The 17,364-nt window shown below is 73.2% G+C and carries 18 protein-coding genes; 8 read left to right on the forward strand and 10 right to left on the reverse strand.

The window, feature by feature from the left end; genetic code table 11:
• Window positions 1-48: 48 nt before the first annotated feature.
• The 3 genes from ACIBQX_RS42325 to ACIBQX_RS42335 form a co-directional block, all read right to left on the reverse strand.
• The gene (locus tag ACIBQX_RS42325; protein ID WP_397014909.1) at window positions 49-843 is read right to left on the reverse strand and encodes an alpha/beta fold hydrolase; all 795 of its coding nucleotides are present in this window, start codon (window positions 841-843) and stop codon (window positions 49-51) included.
• Window positions 843-1,355, reverse strand: coding sequence for a PadR family transcriptional regulator (locus ACIBQX_RS42330; protein ID WP_397014911.1), 513 nt, complete (start codon window positions 1,353-1,355; stop codon window positions 843-845). The genes ACIBQX_RS42325 and ACIBQX_RS42330 overlap by 1 nt, the downstream gene beginning before the upstream one ends.
• A 244-nt stretch (window positions 1,356-1,599) precedes the next feature.
• Window positions 1,600-2,835 (reverse strand): sensor histidine kinase, encoded by a 1,236-nt coding sequence (locus tag ACIBQX_RS42335; RefSeq protein WP_397014913.1) that lies wholly within the window; start codon window positions 2,833-2,835, stop codon window positions 1,600-1,602.
• 335 nt (window positions 2,836-3,170) lie between these two features.
• Between ACIBQX_RS42335 and ACIBQX_RS42340 the strand changes: the two genes are divergently transcribed.
• Together ACIBQX_RS42340 and ACIBQX_RS42345 are read left to right on the forward strand one after the other, a co-directional pair.
• Complete coding sequence (locus ACIBQX_RS42340; RefSeq protein ID WP_397014915.1) at window positions 3,171-3,770, forward strand: TetR/AcrR family transcriptional regulator; 600 nt, start codon at window positions 3,171-3,173, stop codon at window positions 3,768-3,770.
• Window positions 3,771-3,793: 23 nt separating this feature from the next.
• The gene (locus tag ACIBQX_RS42345) at window positions 3,794-5,413 is read left to right on the forward strand and encodes an FAD-dependent monooxygenase (RefSeq protein ID WP_397014917.1); all 1,620 of its coding nucleotides are present in this window, start codon (window positions 3,794-3,796) and stop codon (window positions 5,411-5,413) included.
• A 240-nt stretch (window positions 5,414-5,653) separates the two neighbouring features.
• On the opposite strand, the gene ACIBQX_RS42350 is transcribed toward ACIBQX_RS42345, so the two are convergent.
• Together ACIBQX_RS42350 and ACIBQX_RS42355 are read right to left on the reverse strand one after the other, a co-directional pair.
• The gene (locus ACIBQX_RS42350; RefSeq protein ID WP_397014919.1) at window positions 5,654-6,079 is read right to left on the reverse strand and encodes an SRPBCC family protein; all 426 of its coding nucleotides are present in this window, start codon (window positions 6,077-6,079) and stop codon (window positions 5,654-5,656) included.
• Window positions 6,080-7,150 (reverse strand): winged helix DNA-binding domain-containing protein, encoded by a 1,071-nt coding sequence (locus ACIBQX_RS42355; protein ID WP_397014921.1) that lies wholly within the window; start codon window positions 7,148-7,150, stop codon window positions 6,080-6,082.
• 71 nt (window positions 7,151-7,221) lie between these two features.
• Between ACIBQX_RS42355 and ACIBQX_RS42360 the strand changes: the two genes are divergently transcribed.
• The 3 genes from ACIBQX_RS42360 to ACIBQX_RS42370 are packed head-to-tail and all read left to right on the forward strand — an operon-like array spanning window position 7,222 to window position 9,482.
• Window positions 7,222-7,560, forward strand: coding sequence for a PadR family transcriptional regulator (locus ACIBQX_RS42360; protein WP_397014923.1), 339 nt, complete (start codon window positions 7,222-7,224; stop codon window positions 7,558-7,560).
• Window positions 7,557-8,510 carry a permease prefix domain 1-containing protein gene (locus tag ACIBQX_RS42365; protein WP_397014925.1) on the forward strand — a complete coding sequence of 318 codons (954 nt, stop codon included), beginning with the start codon at window positions 7,557-7,559 and terminating at the stop codon, window positions 8,508-8,510. The genes ACIBQX_RS42360 and ACIBQX_RS42365 overlap by 4 nt, the downstream gene beginning before the upstream one ends.
• A 9-nt stretch (window positions 8,511-8,519) precedes the next feature.
• A complete protein-coding gene (locus tag ACIBQX_RS42370) occupies window positions 8,520-9,482 on the forward strand; it encodes an NAD(P)-dependent alcohol dehydrogenase (protein ID WP_397014927.1) in 963 nt (320 codons plus the stop codon).
• On the opposite strand, the gene ACIBQX_RS42375 is transcribed toward ACIBQX_RS42370, so the two are convergent.
• A complete protein-coding gene (locus tag ACIBQX_RS42375) occupies window positions 9,466-10,113 on the reverse strand; it encodes a TetR/AcrR family transcriptional regulator C-terminal domain-containing protein (RefSeq protein ID WP_397014929.1) in 648 nt (215 codons plus the stop codon). The two genes, ACIBQX_RS42370 and ACIBQX_RS42375, sit on opposite strands and share 17 nt — an antisense overlap.
• A gap of 53 nt (window positions 10,114-10,166) precedes the next feature.
• Between ACIBQX_RS42375 and ACIBQX_RS42380 the strand changes: the two genes are divergently transcribed.
• Window positions 10,167-11,741 (forward strand): ABC-F family ATP-binding cassette domain-containing protein, encoded by a 1,575-nt coding sequence (locus tag ACIBQX_RS42380; protein WP_397014931.1) that lies wholly within the window; start codon window positions 10,167-10,169, stop codon window positions 11,739-11,741.
• A 21-nt stretch (window positions 11,742-11,762) separates the two neighbouring features.
• Here the strand turns inward: ACIBQX_RS42380 and ACIBQX_RS42385 are convergent, their stop codons facing one another.
• Both ACIBQX_RS42385 and ACIBQX_RS42390 read right to left on the reverse strand, forming a co-directional pair.
• Window positions 11,763-12,638: a DUF4097 family beta strand repeat-containing protein gene (locus ACIBQX_RS42385; RefSeq protein ID WP_397014933.1), complete on the reverse strand. Its 876-nt coding sequence runs from the start codon at window positions 12,636-12,638 to the stop codon at window positions 11,763-11,765.
• A 192-nt stretch (window positions 12,639-12,830) separates the two neighbouring features.
• Window positions 12,831-14,060 (reverse strand): aminotransferase class V-fold PLP-dependent enzyme, encoded by a 1,230-nt coding sequence (locus ACIBQX_RS42390; RefSeq protein ID WP_397014935.1) that lies wholly within the window; start codon window positions 14,058-14,060, stop codon window positions 12,831-12,833.
• Between ACIBQX_RS42390 and ACIBQX_RS42395 the strand changes: the two genes are divergently transcribed.
• The gene (locus ACIBQX_RS42395; protein WP_397014937.1) at window positions 14,059-15,468 is read left to right on the forward strand and encodes a PLP-dependent aminotransferase family protein; all 1,410 of its coding nucleotides are present in this window, start codon (window positions 14,059-14,061) and stop codon (window positions 15,466-15,468) included. The two genes, ACIBQX_RS42390 and ACIBQX_RS42395, sit on opposite strands and share 2 nt — an antisense overlap.
• A gap of 31 nt (window positions 15,469-15,499) precedes the next feature.
• A complete protein-coding gene (locus tag ACIBQX_RS42400) occupies window positions 15,500-16,084 on the forward strand; it encodes a TetR/AcrR family transcriptional regulator (protein ID WP_397014939.1) in 585 nt (194 codons plus the stop codon).
• 10 nt (window positions 16,085-16,094) lie between these two features.
• On the opposite strand, the gene ACIBQX_RS42405 is transcribed toward ACIBQX_RS42400, so the two are convergent.
• The gene (locus ACIBQX_RS42405) at window positions 16,095-16,499 is read right to left on the reverse strand and encodes a nuclear transport factor 2 family protein (RefSeq protein ID WP_397014941.1); all 405 of its coding nucleotides are present in this window, start codon (window positions 16,497-16,499) and stop codon (window positions 16,095-16,097) included.
• A 1-nt stretch (window position 16,500) separates the two neighbouring features.
• Entirely contained in the window at window positions 16,501-17,361 is an 861-nt protein-coding gene (locus tag ACIBQX_RS42410) for a flavin-containing monooxygenase (protein ID WP_397014943.1), read from the reverse strand.
• Between the last annotated feature and the right edge of the window lie 3 nt (window positions 17,362-17,364).

Consider the following 17,364-nt stretch of genomic DNA (forward strand, 5'->3'; position numbering starts at 1 on the left):
GGCTGCGGAACGGTGCTCGGCCTGGGGGGAGCATCCCGGCCGGCCCGGTCACGGCGCCGGCGTGCGGGCCGGTGTCGTGAACGCCAGCTCGGGTTCTGGCTCGCCCGTCGCCAGCCAGTGCAGCAGTACGCGGCGGAACAGCTCCGGGTCTTCCGCGCTCCACTCGTGACGCATCCCGGGCACGGTCCGCGCCACCGCCTCCGGCGCCCGGGAGGTCACCTCGGTCAGCGCTCGGTGCACCGCCTTCGGCTCTCGCTCGCCCGCCAGCATCAGGATCGGCGTCCGCGTACGCCGCAGGCCTTCAAAATCCGCGGCCGGCACCCCCGCGGACACCTGGGTCAGCATCCGCCGCGCCGACGTGCGGTCGATCCCCAGGCCGGTCTCGACGAACGCGCCGACCGCGTCATCGGGTAACCGGAACGCGCGCGCCATCACCCGCCAGTACGGCCGCGAACCCCACAACCGGATCTGTGCGAGCCCCAGCGCCCTCGCCGTCGCGCCCAGGCCCTGGAGCGGTGCGCCGGTGAGCATGGCGCTCCTGGCGAGATCGGGATGGCGTGCCACGAGGACGGTGCCCACCACCGCGCCGAGGGAGAGGCCGACGAGGTGCGCGCGTCCATCGTGGGCGCGGTCACGGATGAGCGCCGCCACCGAGTCCGCCACGCCGGCGACGGTCGTCCAGGGCTCGGTGTTCGACGCGCCGAAGCCGGGGAGGTCGGGGACCAGGCTGTGGTGATCGGGCAGCGATGCGGCCAGGTCGCGCCACATCCACCCCGCGACGTTGCCGCCGTGCAGGAACAGGAGGGTCTCGCCGGCGTCCGCGTGCTCCTCGTGCACGAACATCACAGCGCCTCCTCGAGCTCGTCCAGCCAGCTGAGCTCGGCCTCGAGGTGCATGATGCCGTTGCGCAACGTCAACGCCCGCAGTCGTTCGGCGTACGTCGTCGTGGGCGTCTCAAGGGCCTGGAACGCCGTGAGCCGCTGCCGCACCAGGGCCCGGCGCTCTTCGACGAGTGCCCGTACGAGCTTGGGGTCCTCGGCGCGGCCGGCGAAGTAGATCCGCGTCAGGAACGCCTCACGCGGCAACTCGGCGGGGGCCGGGGAGCGCAGCCACGCGTCCAGTTCGGCGGAGCCCGCCTCGGTCAGCCGGTACTCATGCCGGGCCGGGCGTGACCGCTGCGGGATGACGTGCTCGTCCAGCAGGCCCTCGGCGTTCAGGGTGCCGAGGGTGCGGTAGATCTGCGACCGATCGGCCGCCCAGAAATGCTGGGCCGTGTCGTCGAAGGTCTTCTTGAGGTCGTACCCGGTCATCGGCCTCAGATCGAGGAGACCGAGGATGGCATGCTTGAGGGACATAACACATAGTCTACAACACACCTATCCGGTTTCGGCCTCGCCTGGGTCACCAAGTGGGCGCCTCCCCGCGGCCCCGGCCCAACCCGCCGCTGAGTGAAGACCAGGGTGCCCCCACGGGCTTGTGCGGGTCGGCGAGACGGGTGGCCGGCGTCCAGAGAACCGAGCACGCGTACAGCAACATGGCCTGACCGCCCGCGGTCACGTTCCTGACCTGATCGCATCCCTTCGCCGCTTTGGTGGCCGGTCAGTCCTGGGGCAGGAAGACCCTCAGCTGCCAGCCGCCCTCCGGCAGCGGACCCGCTTCGACCTGGCCGCCCGCCTGGGCCAGCCGCTCGGCCAGACCCCGCAACCCACTACCGCCGCCACCGGAAGCACCTCCGAAGGCGACCTCGGCGGCGGCTGCATCCTCGGCGGTATCGGAGGTGGTGGTGGTGGAGGTGGTGGTGGAGGTGGTGGTGGTGGTACCAGCGGGGGTGACAGCAGCGGTGGGTTTCGAGGCGGTGCCGGTGGGAGGTGGGGTGGGGCCGTTGTCGCGGATGGTGAGGGACGTGCCGGTCAGCTCGATCTCCGCGCGAGTCGCGCCGCTGTGCCGGATGATGTTGGTGACGCCCTCGCGCACCACCCAGCCCAGCAGCGTCTGTGCCCGCCCGTCCGGCTCGGGGCCGGTCCTGCGCACGACCGGCTCCACGCCGGCCGCGCGCAGCGCGTCCACGGCCCGGTCCAGCTCGCCGGTCAGGCTGGCCTCGCGGTAGCCGGTGACCGCCTCGCGAACCTCGGTCAGGGCCTGCCTGCCGACGGTCTCGATGTCCCCGGCCTGCCGCCGGGCCTGCTCGGGGTCGCGCAGGGCCAGGCGGCGCACCGCCTCGGCCTTCACCACGATCACCGACAGTGTGTGGCCGAGCAGGTCGTGCAGGTCACGGGCGAACCGCAGCCGCTCCCGCGTCACGGCGGCCTCGGCCAGCTGCTGCCGGGTGTCGTGCAGTTCGGCGATGAGGGCGTGCAGATGCAGGATGAACGCGACGACGATCCCGGCGCTGAACGTTCCCCACGAGAACGTCATGATCGACTCCAGCTGCCCGCCGCCCCGCCAGACGACCAGCGCCGTCACCCCGGTCAGGGCCAGCAGTGCGATCCGTACGCGCCGGCCGTACAGGACGACCCCGCACGCGATGCCGACCAGCGGGAACAGATACAGCCAGCCGCCGCCGAAGTGAGCCGCCAGGGCGGTCACCACGGCGGCGAGCGCGATGAGCGCCGCCGTCGCGAGCGCGGGGACGCGCCGGAACGCCAGCAGGACCGCGGCGGCGTACAGGGCGGCGACACCGGCCAGGCCCAGCCAGGCGAGCCAGGCCGGCCGGTCCACCCCGGTGGCGGCGTCCCAGGCCGCGGCGACGCCCAGCAGGACGAACACCAGGATCCCCTTGGCGTCGAGCGGGTCGTACGGTCGGCCGTCCGGCGTACGGACATGGTCGGAGAGCATCGGTCCCACGTTAGACGCCGCCGGTCGCGGCAGGTGGCACGGCGTTCGCCGCCGGCCGGCCGCAACGCGACGGCCGGGCCCCGGCAGGACCAGATCGCCACAGCCGGGCCCCCGCGGCACCGGACCACCACGGCCGGGCCGCCGGCGGCACCGGATCACCCCCGTCGGGCCGCCGCCGGCGGCACCGGGTCGCCCGGGTGGGGCTGCCGGCAGGGCCCGATCACCATGCATTCCGTGGCAGCCCGCGACGCGCTCCCCCGTTTTCTATCAAGTGATTGACTTCAGGGCCGGCCTGCCCGTAACTTTCTATCAACTGATAGAAGATGGAGGGCGGCATGACCGTCAAGCGCGCCAAACCAGGTCCGCGATCGCAGGAGCGTCAGGAGCGGCTGATCGCGGCCGGGTATCGCGCCATGGTCCGCTCCGGCCTGGCGGGGGCGCGCACGCGCGACATCGCCGCCGAGGCCGGCATCACCGTCGCCACCCTGCACTACTACTTCCCGACCAAGGGCGACCTCGTGCGGTCCGTGCTGGAGCACACGATCCGCGAGCGGATGCTGGCGCCGCTGCGGCTGGACGCCGAGTGGCAGGACGGCCTGGCCGCGCTGCGCACGATGCTCACCGGCCTGCACCGCCAGGCCGAGGTCGATCCGGGGCATTTCCGGCTGCTCCACGAGATGGTCTGGACCTCCCACGAGGACCCGGTGATCCACCGCCTGATCGCCGACTGTCACGACGAGTGGCACCAGACGATCAACGGCTGGCTCGAGACGGGCCAGCGGGAAGGGCGGGTCCGCGGCGACCTCGACACCGTCACGGTCGCGGGAATGATCATGTTCATCGTGCTCGGCATGGTGATGCGCCCGCCCATGCCCCCCGGCGCCGACACGCGCCTGAGCGAGGAGCTGGAGCGGTTGCTGACCTCGCTCGACTGAGAGACTTCCAAGGAGATGACGACATGTCCCACCAGTACACCGAGGTGCTCATCGTCGGCGGCAGCCTGGTCGGCTTATCGGCCGCGCTGTTCCTGCGCCGGCACGGGGTCGGGGTGATTCTCGCCGAGCGGCACTCCGGCACCTCCATCCACCCCCGCACTCCCGGCTACAACGCCCGCACGATGGAGCTGTTCCGGGCGGCGGGCGTGGAGGAGGCCGTGCGCGCGGCCGGGCCGTGGCGGCTCAACGGCTCGGGGCTGCTCTGGGCCGAGAGCCTGACCAGCCCGCACCACTACTGGATCGAGCGGCCGAGCGCCCGGCAGGACCTCTCCGATGTCAGCCCCTGCGAGGACGTCATGCTCTCCCAGGACGTGCTCGAACCCGTGCTGCGCGAGCACGCCGAGGCGCTCGGCGCCGATCTGCGGTTCGGCACCGAGCTGCGCGCGTACGACGACGGCCCGGACGGCGTGACGGCCGTGCTGCAGGAGCGGGCCACCGGCGCCCGTGTCACGGTGCACGCCGACTACCTGATCGCCGCCGACGGGGCCGGCAGTGCCATCCGCGCCAAGCTCGGCATCGGCAGGAGCGGTGTCGGCGTGCTGGAGCACATCGCCGGCATCATGGCCCGCGCCGACCTCGGCGACGCGCTGCGTGACAGGACGTTCGCGATCTGCCAGGTGAACAATTCGGGTTTCTCCGGGATGGTCCGTGTCATCGGCGACACGATGGCTCTCCATGTCCCCTTCGATCCCGAGGAGGGCGTCGGCCAGTTCACCGCGGAGCGCTGCGTCGAGCTCGCGCGCGCCGCCGCTGGGGTGCCCGACCTGGCGGTCGAGCCGTTGGAGGTGCTGCCCTGGCAGAGTACGGCCGCCGTGGCCGACTCGTTCGCCGACGGCCGGATCTTCCTGGCCGGGGATGCGGCTCACGTCATGCCTCCGGCCGGCGCCTTCGGCGCCAACACCGGCATTCAGGACGCCGCCAACCTGGCCTGGAAGCTCGCCTACGTGCTCAACGGCTGGGCCGGGCCGTCCCTGCTGGAGACCTATGACGCCGAACGCCGTCCCGTCGCCGCCAGGACCGTCGATCAGGCGCTGGCCACGGGCCGCGACTGGTTCGGCGCGGAGCTGCCCGCCGAGGTGGCGGCGATCGAGCTCCTCGACGAGGTGACCGTCAAGTTCGGCTACCGCTACGACGGCGCCGGCTTCGAGGACCCCCGGCGTCCGACCGGCGAGCCCGGCGCGCGGGCGCCGCACGTGTGGCTGGAGCGGGAAGGCCGGCGGGTGTCCACGGTCGACCTGTGGGCCGGCGGGTTCGTGCTGCTGGCCGGCCCCGAGGGCGGCGCCTGGACCGAGGCCGCCGCCCGCGTCGCCGGGCCATGGCTGACGTCGTACCAGGTGGCGGATGGCAGTGCGGTCGCGGGGAGCGGCCTGCTGGGGGATCCGGAGCGGCGCTGGGCGACCGCGTTCGGGGTGACCGGTGGCGGGGCTGTCCTGATCCGCCCGGACGGGTTCGTCGCCTGGCGCGCCGCCGAGCCGGCCGGGCAGCGCACCGAAGCCGCCCTGGCCGAGGCCCTCAGCGCCGCGCTGCTCAGAAACCCCGCACCTGTTGGGCCGCAGGTCAGTCATCGCAAGCCCTCCACCTGAAGGGCGGCATCGGACGTCCCTCGCTTGAAGGGGGCAGACGAGCGAAGTGACGGCGATGCCGTACCAGAAGGCGGCGCGCAACCAAGGCGCGCCCAAGACGCGCGCCCAGGGCGCACTCCCGGGGCGCGCATCCGTACGGCGCGCAGCGGCCCCTCGGCGTTGCCGCCGCCGCGGCGGGCTCGGGCGCGCGCCGGGTCAGGTCCCCGGCGGCGGTCGCCGCCGCTGATCCGCCGGCGGAGGTCAGGGGGCCAGGAGCCGTCCCAGCTTGCGGAGTGAGCGGCGGGCCAGCATGACGGTGACCGGCCGCGCCAGCGGCCACAACGCGCGCCCGAGGAGCCCGAACGGCGGCAGCAGCCGCTCGCCCCAGATCACCCGGCTGCCCCCGTCACGGGCCTGGACGCGGATGACGCCCTCGCCGCGCACCAGCCGGCCGATGTGCCGCATCCGCACCAGCGCCGGCGGCTCCCAGGCGGTGATCGTCATGACGTCGAGGAAGCCGAACGGCCAGATCCCGGTGTAGGCCTCGACGCGGCCGTCGCCCGCCTGCCGGGCCGAGGTCATGAACATCCACTCCCGGTGCCGGGGCCAGTCGGTGATCAGCGCGAACACCTGCTCCGGCGGTGCCGGCACGTGCACCGCGGCGGCCGCGTACACGTACTCCCCCACTCAGATCCCCCTGATGTCGTGGGCCTTGCCGGGCTCGGCGAAGGCCAGCAGCGCGGCGGCCTCGGCCTGGATCTCCTCTGCCTGCCCAGCCGTCACCGGCGCGAACATGTCCACGGTCAGCACCGCCTTGTCCCGCTTCCACGCGCCCTGGACGAAGCCGTCGACCAGGACGGTGCCGAGGACCTGCCCGTTGATGGTGATGACGCGTTTGCGGTGTTCGTCGGAGATGACGCGGGTGCGGTCGGCGTGGCTGAGCAGCAGGTTGTCGAACGGTGCCAGCAGCCGCACGGGCGCCGGCGCGCCGGGCCCCGGCCTGGGCGCGTCCGGCAGGTCGAACAGCTCCCGGCCGCGCTCGTCCTCCAGGACCACGAGCCGGGGCCGCAGCCGGTCGAACACCTCGCGCAGCCCGGTCAGCCCGGACCAGGCCTGGGCGTCGGCGACGGTCGCGGGTCCGAAGGCGGTCAGGTAGCGGGTCACGAGGTCGTCGAGGGTCGGGGCCGGATGGGGTGCGCAGCCAAGCCATGACTCGACGGTGGCGTAGGCGGTCTGTCCTGCCTTGCCCCACACCGCCCGGGGTGGCACCTGCACGAGCGGCGCGAGGCTGCGCATGATCTGCGACAGGTCCGCCGCGCTGACGCCGGGGTAGTGCTCGGCCAGCCTCGCGCCGAGCTGGGCGCCGGTCAGCGGCCGCTCCTCCAGTGCTCGGCGTCCCGTCGCGACGACCGCGTCCAGGTCCAGTGACGCGATGGTCTTGCCGTACGCGTTCAGCAGGTATCTGGTGAGCAGCGGCTGCGTGAGCGGCCGCAGGGCCAGGCCGTCGGCGGCGCTGACCAGGTGGACGGTGCCGCGCATGAGCACGATCCGGACCGCCTCCCGCTGCTCCAGCAGCCGGGCCAGCTCCTCGGGGCGGAACCCGTCCAGGCGTGACCAGAGCCCGAAGTACGGCGGGAACGGCGCCTGGGCCTGTAACCCCACCAGGTGTTCCACGGCCTTGAGTGCCGGCATGGAGTGGCGCCGCAGCAGCAGCTGGCGGTCGAGGGTGGCGCGGTTGAGCGCGTGACGGCTGATCACCGCCTTACCTTAACAGCACACAATGCTGTGCGGCCTTGCCATAGTGTGTGCCACACACTATCGTCCGAGGGGTGATCGATGATGACGCGCTCGCCACGCACCGCCAGGAGCTCCGGCGCGGGACCGTCGTGCTGGCCTGCCTGCTGGTCCTGGAGCGGCCCGACTACGGCTACGCGCTGCTGGAGGCGCTGGAGAGCAGGGGTTTCGCGGTCGACGCCAACACCCTCTATCCGCTGCTGCGCCGCCTGGAGAAACAGGGGCTGCTCACCAGCGAGTGGAACACCGAGGAGTCACGACCGCGCAAGTTCTACCGCACCAGCGCCGACGGGGCCGAGCTCGCGGCCACCCTCACCGCCGACTGGACCGACCTCGACACCGCCTTCCGCACCCTCCTGAAGGACGAGTCATGACCGCCACCCTCACCGACCGCTATGTCATGGCGATGCTGCGCGGCGTTCCCGGCAAGCAGCGCGCCGACCTGGAGCGGGAGCTGCGCGCCTCCATCGCCGACGCGATCGACGACCGGTTACGGGACGGCGCCGACGCCGAGAGCGCCGAGACACAGGTGATCGCCGAGCTCGGCGACCCCGCGCGCCTGGCCGCCCGCTACACCGGCCGGCCGCAGCACCTCATCGGCCCGGAGCTCTACCTCGACTACGTCCGGCTGCTCAAGGCGCTGCTGTCGGCGGTGGTGCCGGTGCTGTTCGTGGCCGCCGGCCTCGTACGGTTCCTCGACGGCGCGCCGATCGGGCAGGTCGTCTGGGACGCGGTCGTCGCCGTGCTGGTGACGGCCATGCACATCGCGTTCTGGGTGACCGCCGTGTTCGCCGTCGTCGGGCGTTCGCCGGCGCTGCGCGAGAAGCTGCGGGTGAAGTGGGACGTCTCCGCGCTGCCCGCGTTGCCCGCGCACCGGGTCGACCTCACCGGGCTGATCGGCGGGACCGTGATCACCACCCTGCTCGCCTGCCTGCTGGTGCTGACCCAGACGGTGGGGCCGCTCACCGGCGCCGACGGCGAGCCGATCGGGGTGATCGCGCCCGCGCTGTGGGAGTCCGGGGCGCTCTACCTCGCCGTCTTCTTCGCCGCTGCCCGCATCGGCTTCGACCTGCTGGGCTACTACGTGGGCTGGGGAGTGCCGCAGGCCGTCGCCAACGCGGTGCTCGGCGTCCTGTTCGCGGTGACGGTCGTCTGGCTGGCCGCCGGCGACCTGCTGCTGAACCACGCGTTCCTGGCGGCCATGGGCTGGTCACGGTCCGTCGTCACCTACGTCGTCGTGATCACCGTGGTCCTGATGTGCCTGACCGACTCCGCCGACGGCTTCCGGCGGGCGTTCCACCGGAACCCTCGCATCTCTCAGTAAGGACAAGCGATGAAAGCAATCTGCCAGTACACCTACGGATCACCTGATGTCCTCGAATTAGCTGACATCGACATGCCGGTGCCGGGCGACGAAGACGTGCTGGTGCGCGTGCACGCGGTCTCGCTCAACCGGGCCGACTGGTTCGTCACCACAGGAACTCCGTACGCGATCCGCCTGGCCTTCGGGCTGCGCAGGCCGAAGAACCCGGTGCTCGGCAGGGACGTCGCCGGGCGGGTGACGGCCGTGGGCGCGAAGGTGACCCGATTCCAGCCGGGCGACGAGGTCTACGCCGAGATCAGCACCGGCAGCCTCGCCGAGTACGCCCGCGTCCCCGAGCGGCGGCTGGCGCGCAAACCGGCCAACCTCACCTTCGAGCAGGCGGCCGCGGTGCCGCTCGCCGCCGTCACCGCGCTCGCGGCCTTGAGCGGCCGGGTGCGGTCCGGGGACGAGGTCCTGATCAACGGCGCGTCGGGCGGCGTGGGCACCTTCGCCGTGCAGATCGCCAAGGCGTTCGGCGCGCGCGTGACCGGCGTGTGCAGCACCAGGAACACCGACCTGGTCCGGTCCCTCGGCGCCGACGACGTCATCGACTACACCAAGGACGACTTCACCCGTGGCGAGCGGCGCTACGACGTCATCCTGGACCTGGTGGGCAACCATCGGCTGTCGGCGCTCCGCCGCACCCTGACCCCCGCCGGGATCCTCCTGCTCTCCGCCGGCGACGGCGGCCGCTGGTTCGGGCCCATGCGCCGCATCCTCCTGGCCCTGGTGATCTCACCGTTCGGCCGTCGGAGCCTGCGCACGGTCAACCCGGGCCGGAGCGACCTGGCCGAGCTGACCGGCCTCATCGAAGCCGGGAAGGTCACCCCGGCCATCGACCGGACCTACCCGCTGAGCGAGACCGCCGAGGCCTTGCGCTATCTCGGTGTGGAGCACGCGCGGGCGAAGGTCGTCATCACCGTGCACCCCTGATCGAGGCGGCCATCCCGTCCAGCAGGTAGCCGAGGCCCCGCGCGAAGGTGGCGTCCCAGTCGTGGCCGAGGCCGTGGCCGGCCAGCGTGGGATAGGCGGCCAGCCGGTCGACCATGAGCTCGCGCACGGCGGGATCGGTGGCGGCCTCGTCGCGGGCCTGCATGGTGGCCGAGCCGGTGACGTACGTGGACAGGCTGAAGGCGGCCGCAGGCAGGTCCGGCCCGCCGAACCCGGCCTCGGCGAGCGTGGCGTAGAGGAACTCGGTCCGCGCCAGCGCGTTCGGCCCCAGCATGGGCCGGTCCAGCAGCCCGGTCGACCAGGGATGGCGCAGCAGCGCGGCCCGCCAGGCGGAGACCAGCTCGCCCGCCCGGTCCCGCCAGCCGCCGGCGTCCGGCAGCGGCACCTCGCCGAACACCGCGTCCAGCGCCAGATCGAGCACGTCGTCCTTGGTCCTGACGTGCCAGTAGAGGGTGGTCGAGCCGGTGTCGAGCCGCTCGGCCAGCCGGCGCATCGTCAGCCGGGCCTCCCCCTCCTCGTCCAGCAGGGCGACGGCCTCGGTGACGATCCGGTCCAGGGTGAGCGGCCTGCGCTCCCGCTTGCGCGGCCGCAGCCACACGCTCTCGTCTGCCACCCGGCCGATAATACGCTGTACGACTACCGGATCGATGGTCTAGTAATGGAACAGTGAGCCATATCGAGGTGCGCGACCTGACCTATCTGCTGCCCGACGGCCGGGTGCTGCTGGACGAGGTGTCCTTCCGGGTCGGAGACGGCGTCAAGGCGGCGCTGGTCGGGCCGAACGGGGCCGGCAAGACGACGTTGCTGCGCCTGGCCGCCGGAGAGCTGCGACCGGCCTCCGGCAGTGTGACGACCACCGGCGGCGTGGGCGTGATGCGCCAGTTCCTCCGCCAGGGCACCGTCGCCGACCTGCTGCTCGCCGTCGCGCCGCGGCGCGTCAAGGACGCCGCCGCCGAGCTGGCCGCCGCCGGGGCGGCGATCGCCGCCCGCGACGACGAGCCCCGCCAGCTCCGCTACGCCCAGGCCATCAGTGACTACGCCGACGCCGGCGGCTACGAGCTGGAGGTGGTCTGGGACGTGTGCGCGACCGCCGCCCTGGGCCTGCCCTTCGAGCGGGTACGCCGTCGAGCGGTGGACACGCTGTCCGGAGGTGAGCGCAAGCGGCTGATGCTGGAGGCGCTGCTGCGCGGGCCCGACCAGGTGCTGCTCCTCGACGAGCCGGACAACTTCCTGGACGTGCCCGCCAAACAGTGGCTGGAGCGGCGGCTGCGCGAGACGTACAAGACCGTGCTGCTCGTCTCGCACGACCGGCGGCTGCTCGCCGAGACGGCCGACCGCGTCGTCACGGTCGAAGCCGGCCGGGTGTGGGTGCACGGCGGCGGTTACGCCGGCTACGCCCAGGCCCGCCGCGACCGCGGCGAACGCCTGCGGGAGCTGCACCGCCGCTGGGAGCAGGAGCGGACCCGCCTGCGCGCGATGGTCCACACCCTGCGCGGGCGCGCCACCCACAACGACGCGCTGGCCACCTCCTACCAGGCGGCCCTGACCCGGCTGGATCGGTTCGAGCGGGCGGGCCCGCCCGAGCGCGTCCCCAAGCAGCAGAACGTCCGCATGCGCCTGCGCGGCGGCCGCACCGGCAAACGCGCCGTCATCTGCGAGCGGCTCGCCCTGACCGGCCTGCTGGAGCCCTTCGACCACGAGATCTGGTACGGCGAGCGCGTCGCCGTGCTCGGCCGCAACGGCACCGGCAAGTCCCACTTCCTGCGCCTGCTCGCCGGTGAGCCCATCGCGCACACCGGCACGGCCACGCTGGGCGCGCGGGTGCGGCCCGGCCTGTTCGCCCAGACGCACGAACGTCCCGACCTGCGCGGCCGTGGCGTCGCCGGCATCGTCATGGCCGATCACCGCCTGGACCGCAATGACGCCATGGCGGCGCTCGCCCGCTACGAGCTCGCACCGGCGTGGGGCCAGCCGTTCGAGACCCTGTCCGGCGGGCAGCAGGCGCGGCTGCAGATCCTGCTGCTGGAGCTGTCCGGCGCCACGCTGCTGCTCCTCGACGAGCCCACCGACAACCTGGACCTGGCCAGCGCCGACGCGCTGCAGGAGGGGCTGGCCGCCTTCGCCGGTACGGTGCTGGCGGTCACCCACGACCGCTGGTTCGCCGCCGACTTCGACCGCTACCTGATCTTCACCGCCGAAGGCCGGGTCGAGCACGCCGCGGAACCCTCCTGGGACCGGTGACCCCCGGACGGCGGCCGGGGGTCAGGGGCGGCGGATGAGGATGTCGCCGTAGGAGGTGCGGGCGCGCACCTCGACGGTCTCCTCGCCGCTGCCGGGGGCGCCGGCGGGGGTCAGGAGATTGCGTACGGTGCCGTAGGAGGTGCTGACGTCCAGCCAGGCGGCGGTGCCTTCGGGGACGCCCACCTCGAGGTCGCCGGCGGCGGTGTCGAGCACGACCGTACCGCGCGCCACCGCGCCGACGCGGATGCCGCCGGTCGCGGTCTTGGCCACGACGCTCGAGTCGGCCCGGTCGATGACGATGTCGCCGTAGGCCGTGTGCAGCCGCAGGTGGCCGGCCGCCTCGCCGAGGGTGATGTCGCCGTTGGCGGTCTTGATCACGGCCGGGCCGCCGATCGCGCCGATGCGGATGTCGCCGTTGGCGGTGGTGGCGTCGGCCTGACCGGACGAGCGCGCCACGGTGATGTCGCCGTCGGCGGTGTCGAGCCGGAGCTTGCCCGCCTCGTCGAGCCAGATGTCGCCGTCGGAGGTCTTGACCGTGCAGTCCCCCAGGCGGCCCTCGGCGCGGACCTCCGACGCCACGTCGGCCTCCACCCGCGAGCCGGACGGCAGCCTGACCACGACGTCGATCGAGCCGCCGCGGCCCCAGATCTTGCGCGCCACGTCCGATGGCGTCTTCACCGTCAGGCGGCCGCCCGCGAACTCCACCCTGGTCCGCTCGGCGGCCCGCACGTCGACCTCGTCGGACTCGTCGCTCGGCCGCACCTCCACGACGGTGTCGTCGCGGTCGCTGGCCGCGAGGCGGACGTCGCCGGTGCCGATGAAGATCGTGACGGAGATCGGCTCCGGGGTGTCGAACGTGGGCATCTCGGTCCCCTCACGGCGCGGCTCGAACCTCATGGCACCACTATGGCGCCATCATAGCGTCACGGCAACCCCCTTCTGACGTCACCGGGCCGAGGCGGGAGCAGAGGACACGCCGCAGCGAGGGAACCGTCGGCGAGCACGCCGCCGGTGTCTTCGCCAAGCTCGCCGACGACACCGGCCGGCGCGTGCCCGCCGTGCTCGCTGTGCTCGCTGTGCCCACCTTCCTCAACGGGACGTGAGCAGCCCGGCCACAGTGCCGGCCACCCGGTCCACCTCGTCCTCGGTGTTGTAGTAGTGCGGCGACAGGCGCAGGCACCAGTCGACGTCCTTGTCCGCGAAGTCGAACTGCGCGAACTCCCGGAAACTGAGCGCCGAGTTGACGCCCGCCGCGTCGATCGCCGCCTTGAACGGCTCCGCCTGCCAGCCCTCGACGGCGAAGGTCACCAGCGCGCCCAGCTCCCTGCCCCTGTCCAGCAGGCGCACGCCCGCCAGGTCGCCGAGCCGCGCACGCAGCCGCGCCGCCAGCGCCGGGGTGCGCCGGGCGATCGCCTCCACACCGACCTGGCGCGCGTAGCGGACGGCCGCCGCGCATCCCAGCACGGTGGCGTACGGGAACTCCCACTCCTCGAACCTGGCCGCCGACTCCACCGGCCGGTAGTCCTCCGGCGAGACCCAGCGGGAGCCGTGCATGTCGATGAACAGCGGCTCGTAGCCGTCCCGCAGCACCCGGTCGGACACGTACAGGAAACCCGAACCGCGCGGGCCGCGCAGGAACTTGCGGCAGGTGGCGGTGAGCAGGTCACAGCCGATCTCGGCCACGTCGATCGGGAACTGCCCGACGGACTGGCAGGCGTCGACCAGGTAGAGCAGGCCGAGTTCGCGGCAGTGCGCGCCGATCTCGGCGATCGGCTGGACCAGGCCGGAGTTGGTGGGGATGTGGGTGGCGCTCACCAGGCGGGGCCGGTGGGCGCGCATCAGCGCCGCCATCGCGGCCACGTCCACACCGCCTTCGGGCAGGTCGGGGGCGTGCACCAGCCGCACCCCGAAGCGTTTGCGCAGCGACAGGAAGGCGATCTGGTTGGAGATGAAGTCGTTGCGCGTGGTCAGGATGACGTCCCCGGCCTCGAACGGGATCGACGACAGCGCGGTGGCGTAGGCGTGGGTGGCGCTGCCGGCGAAGGCGATGTTGCCGGGGGCGCAGTTGATCAGCGCGGCGGTCTCGGTGTAGAAGGCGCGGACCTGCTCGGCGCGCGCGGCGGACGCCTCGTAGCCGCCGATGCGCGCCTCCAGGTTGAGGTGGTCGAGCATCGTGGCGAGCACCGGGGTGGCCAGCAGGCCGCAGCCGGCGTTGTTGAAGTGCACGACCTGCTCGCAGCCGGGGGTGTCGGCGCGCAGTGCCGCGATGTCCAGTAGTGTTTCCGCCCCAGCACTGGTAGCGCTACCATGAGTCTTCATGTCCGACAGTAGCACTTCCGCCGATCTGGCCTCCAGCCTCCGGGCGCTGCTGGCCGGGCTGGCGCCGGGCGACCGGCTGCCCAGCAGCCGCGAGCTGACCCAGCGCTACCGGGTGGGGCCGGGCACCGTCTCGCGCGCCATCGCCACCCTGGCCGCCGAAGGCGCGGTGATCACCCGCCCCGGCAGCGGCACGTTCGTCGCCCCCCGCCGCGAGCGGCCGGCCGGCGGCGTGCCGGACACCTCCTGGCAGTCGGTGGCCCTGTCCGGGCGCGACTTCGACCCGGCCGTCGCCGTCGAGCCGCCGCGTCCCCTGCCCGAGGGGATGATCGCCATGGCGGGCGGCTACCTGCACGAGACCCTCCAGCCGACCCGGGCGCTGGGCGCCGCGCTGGCCCGTGCGGCCCGCCGGCCCGACGCCTGGCACCGCGCCCCCACGGCCGGCCTGGCGCCGCTGCGCGCGATCTTCGCCGAGCAGGCGGGCGGCGCCGTCACCGCCGAGGACGTGCTGATCACCGGTGGCGCGCAGGGAGCCCTGTCCATGCTCTTCCGGGCGATCGCCGCGCCGGGGAGCGCCGTGCTGATGGAGTCGCCCACCTATCCCGGCGCGCTGGTCGCGGCCCGCGCCGCGGGGCTGCGCCCGGTGCCCGTGCCGATGGACGGCGACGGCATCCGCCCCGACCTGCTCGCCGACGCGTTCGCCATGACCGGTTCCCGGGTCCTGTATTGCCAGCCGACGTTCCACAACCCGACCGGCGCGGTGCTCTCACCCGAGCGGCGTGGCCAGGTCGCCGCCGTGACCAGGGCCGCGGGCGCCTTCCTCATCGAGGACGACTTCGCCCGCCACCTCGGTCACGGCATCCCCCTGCCGCCCCCGCTGGTCGCGGACGACCGCGACGGCACGGTGATCCAGCTGACCTCGCTCACCAAGCCCGCCTCACCCAGCCTGCGCATCGGCGCGGTGATCGCCCGCGGTCCGGTGCTGCGGCGACTGGCGGGCATGCGCTTCGTCGACGACTTCTTCACCGCCCGCCCCCTGCAGGAGGCGGCCATCGAGCTGCTCAGCACTCCCGCCTGGGACCGCCATCTGCGCGCGCTCGGCGCGGCGCTGCGCGAGCGCCGCACCCTCCTGGCCGGCGCGCTGGCCGCGCGGGTGCCCGGCTGGCGGCTCACCGGCTCCCCGGCAGGTGGCCTGCACCTGTGGGCGGAGCTGCCATCGGGAGCCGACGACGCCGCCATCGCCGCCGCCGCCCGCGAGCACGGCGTGGCGGTCGACGCCGGCCGCCGCTTCTTCCCCGCCGAGCCCTCCGGCGCCTACCTGCGGCTCAGCTTCGCGGCCGCCGCCGACACCGCCGACCTGGCCGAAGGCGCCCACAGGCTCGCGGCGGCGGACCGGCACGCGGGCCACTGATCGACGTGCGATCGGCTACCCTGTGAGTGAGATGACTGACTCAACGAAGAGCGCGGTGCGCAAGCCGGGCAAGCGTGAGCGGCTGGTGGGCGCCGCCACGAGGGTGCTGCACGAGCAGGGGGTCGAGAAGACGACGCTCGCCGACATCGCCCAGGCCGCCGATGTCCCCGTGGGCAACGTCTACTACTACTTCAAGACCAAGGACCAGCTCATCGAGGCGGCGATCGGCGCGCACGCGGAGCAGTTCCACACGATGACCGCCGCCCTGGAGCAGCACGCCGCCACGCCACCGGACCGCCTCAAGGCGCTCGTCCAGGGCTGGGTGGACCAGCGCGAGCTCGCCGCCCGCTACGGCTGCCCCACCGGCACCCTCTGCTCGGAGCTGGACAAGCGGGCCGACGGCCTCGACCGGGCGGCGGCCGGGGTCATGGGGCTGCTGATCGACTGGGTGGAGCTGCGCTTCGCCGAGATGGGGCGGCCGGACTCCCGCGAGCTCGCGGTCGCCCTGATCGCCTCCTACCAGGGGATCTCGCTGCTCACCAACACCTTCCGCGACCCGGAGCTGATGGTCGCCGAGGGGCGTCGCCTCCAGCGCTGGATCGACTCACTCGCCTGAGACGCCCCGCTCACCGTCCGCCGAGCGGGACCCGTCGCCGCACGACCTTACGGTGGGTGATGCGCCATCCTCCGTCGCCGCGGGCGACCACGTCCTCATAGGTGACGCTCGCGCAGGTGCCGTCCGCGTGCACGCCGATGCCCTTGGACAGGCCGCGGACCGTGCCGTCGGCCAGCTCGCGGAGCACGATGTTGGTGACGTGATGGCCGACGGGATTCGCCTCGCCCAGCGCGAGCGCCGCCTCCCGCAGCGCCGCCAGCCCCAGGATGATGCCGCCGCCGAGGTCGGTGACGTCGTAGCGGATGTCGGCGGTGAAGAGCTCGTCCATGCGGTCGAGCTCGCCGCCGTCCACGAGATGGCCGTGCAACGAGATCAACTCGATGATGGCCGTACGGTCCTCAGCGGTCAGTGTCATCTCAGTCCCCTCGTCGAGCTCCCTGTGCCACGTTACGACGCGGCAGCCGCGCGACGAGGCCACGGACCACGTGGCGCGCGTCCGAGCCGACACCGCGCAACGTGTTGGACGAGGGGGTGCGCTGCCACTCCAGCCCGAGGAAGCCCAGGCCGGGATGGGTGCTCGACAGGCCCCGCGCGTGCCGGGGGTGCCCCGAGGGCGCCAGCGCGCCGAGGGGATCGAGATAGTCCAGGTGGGGCCGGTAGCCGGTGGCCAGCACGATGGCGTCCACCCGCTCGCGGCGGCCGTCGGCCCACTCCACCTCCTCTCCCGCCAGCCGCGCGAACATCGGGCGGCGGTCCAGCCGGCCCCGGCGCAGGGCGTCACGGTAGCGGCCCGGGTCGAGCACCGGCGAGGCGGGCGGGTCGGCCGAGCGTCGCAGCGGCAGCCGGTCGAAGCCGGTGAGCCGGAACCAGAAGTGCAGATCCCGCCCCAGCGGCCGCTGCGGGACGAACCGGACGGGCGCGCGGCTGGCCAGGGTGACGCGGGAGTGCTCGGCCAGTTCGTAGGCGATCTGGACCGCGGAGTTGCCCGCGCCCACCACCACGACCCGCCGCCCGGCCAGCGCCTGCGGCGAGCGGTAGCAGGCGGCGTGGGTGATCCGGCCGGTGTACGTCTCCTGGCCCGGCAGCGCGGGCAGGTGGGGGTGGCCGAAGGAGCCGGTGGCGGCGATCAGCGCCGTCGCGCTCAGGCTCTGCCCGTCCTGCAGGCGCACGGTGAAGCCGCCGTCCGTCGCGGTGACGCCGCCGACCCGGGCTCCGGTGCGGATCTCGGCGCCGTCACGGGACAGCTCGCCTGCGTAACGCTCCAGGTAGGCCACCACCTC

This window comes from Nonomuraea sp. NPDC049714 (assembly GCF_044465295.1).
Taxonomy (GTDB): Bacteria; Actinomycetota; Actinomycetes; order Streptosporangiales; family Streptosporangiaceae; genus Nonomuraea.